This is a genomic window from bacterium (assembly GCA_030247525.1).
Classification (GTDB): domain Bacteria; phylum Electryoneota; class JAOADG01; order JAOADG01; family JAOADG01; genus JAOTSC01.
Genome location: JAOTSC010000293.1, coordinates 1 through 1,767 on the forward strand (window position 1 = coordinate 1; position 1,767 = coordinate 1,767).

The 1,767-nt window shown below is 44.6% G+C and carries 2 protein-coding genes and 1 pseudogene; all 3 read left to right on the top strand.

Annotated elements, in window-relative coordinates; genetic code table 11:
• On the top strand, positions 1-631 hold a 631-nt coding region (locus OEM52_15100), incomplete at its 5' end, for a DUF1998 domain-containing protein (GenBank protein ID MDK9701461.1).
• A 96-nt stretch (positions 632-727) separates the two neighbouring features.
• A pseudogene (locus OEM52_15105) lies at positions 728-1,459 on the top strand ((5-formylfuran-3-yl)methyl phosphate synthase).
• 26 nt (positions 1,460-1,485) lie between these two features.
• Positions 1,486-1,767 (top strand): hypothetical protein (locus tag OEM52_15110; protein ID MDK9701462.1); only part of this gene is annotated, 282 nt, incomplete at its 3' end.

A 1,767-nucleotide genomic window follows, 5' to 3' on the forward strand; every position in this document is an offset into this window, starting at 1 on the left:
CCTCCAGTGTGTTTCCCTTACATTTGTCGACCCAAGTCTGGGTGGTACAGGTTATCTGAGACGAATTGCGACTGATTTTGACGGAGTATCTAAAGCGGCAATCGAACATCTTTCCCACGACAACTGCGAAACTTCCTGTTACAGGTGCTTGAAAAACTATCGCAATCAGCGGTTCCATGAATTCTTGAATTGGACTACTGCAATCGATACGATTGAAGAACTCGCTCAACTACCGACCATCGAACGAAAACTTGAGACTGGTGATATTAACGACCCTCGACCATGGCTAGCAGCTTATTCCGAAGGCATGGGCTCACCACTAGAAGCTAAGTTTTGGGCGGAATTTGTTAAGCTTGGATTCAAACTGGAGAAACAGTACCCGATTTTCATCGAAGGTTCACCGAAAGCTCTAACAATTGCGGACTTTGCTGTCCCCGAAAAGCGAATAGCGATGTACATCGATGGAACTACTTTCCATGTCGGACAAAATCTACGAAGAGACCGCTTCATTCGGGAAAAGCTTAGGGGATTGGCCCTTCCTTGGAGAGTGATTGTGCTACAATTGCGAGATATCACCAATATTATTGAGATCGTTCGAGAGAATAATCTCGATCTGCCGAAATGGAATTGATATGCCAACAATCTCAAGTCAGTTATGTAGAGCTCTACTTGCTAAGTTTGGCGATAGGTTGTTACGAGATAAGTCCTTAGTTGGAGAGGAGTAGAAATGACGAATTTGTTAGTTAGTGTTCGCGGTTCTACAGAAGCTCTCGCTGCCGCGAGAGGTGGCGCTGCGATTATTGATGTCGAATACCCAGCCTCTGCCCTTGGAACCCCTTATCCTCTGAACATCAGTGCAGTGAAGAACGCACTAGAAGCCAATGAGCACGACTGCTGGGTGGTAACAAACATCGGTGAGGTACAAACCGGAAGAAGCACTGCTTGTCAAGCTGCATTGGGTGTTGCAACTGCTGGTGTCAATGCCGTTAAATGCGGTCTCGCATTCTTACCTCTCAAACATGCTGAATACCTAGGATTGAGTATCGTTCGAACGGTAAAGCATTGGTATCCTGAATGTTAGGTAATTCCAGCGATCTTTGCTGATAATTACCATCAGGTGTTCCTTGATCCGATGACTGAAGGTCTTGGATTGGTCAAATCGATGAAAGCCGATGGACTACTTATTGATACAATCGATAAGTCTAAAGGTAAGGGGCTATTGGATTACTACAATCTGGAAGAGCTCGCCGACTGGATAAGATCACTTCATAAGATGAAGAAAGAAGCTTGGGTCGCAGGTAGTATTTCCAAGGATGAAATAGAACCATTCGCGAGTATCGGTGTTGATGTTATCTGTGTTCGCAAAGCTGCCTGCAAACCCGGCAAGCAGTCGGATCGGTTTGGAGATGTTGCCGAGGCAATGGTGCGATCACTGGTAGCAGAGATTCCGGCAAAGTAGAAAGCAACAAATACAAGGAAGAAGTGATGGCGACGGAATCAATTGAAAGAGGGTTTATCTACCAAAAAATTCACTTTTGGTTACAGGCAGTGAAATTATTCGACGAAACTGAATTGGTCAACCGAGTTGTTATCGAAAGTTCTGATATCAAACATCTCGATGATATCGTCGTATATTACCACCCTTCAGGAATTGCCGATGGAAGTCAGCAAATACTTGTCGATGCCATTCAAGTAAAGCATCATGACGATCACCGTACGCAATACTCAATCGACAACTTAATTGACAAACAGCTCATATCTAAAGAC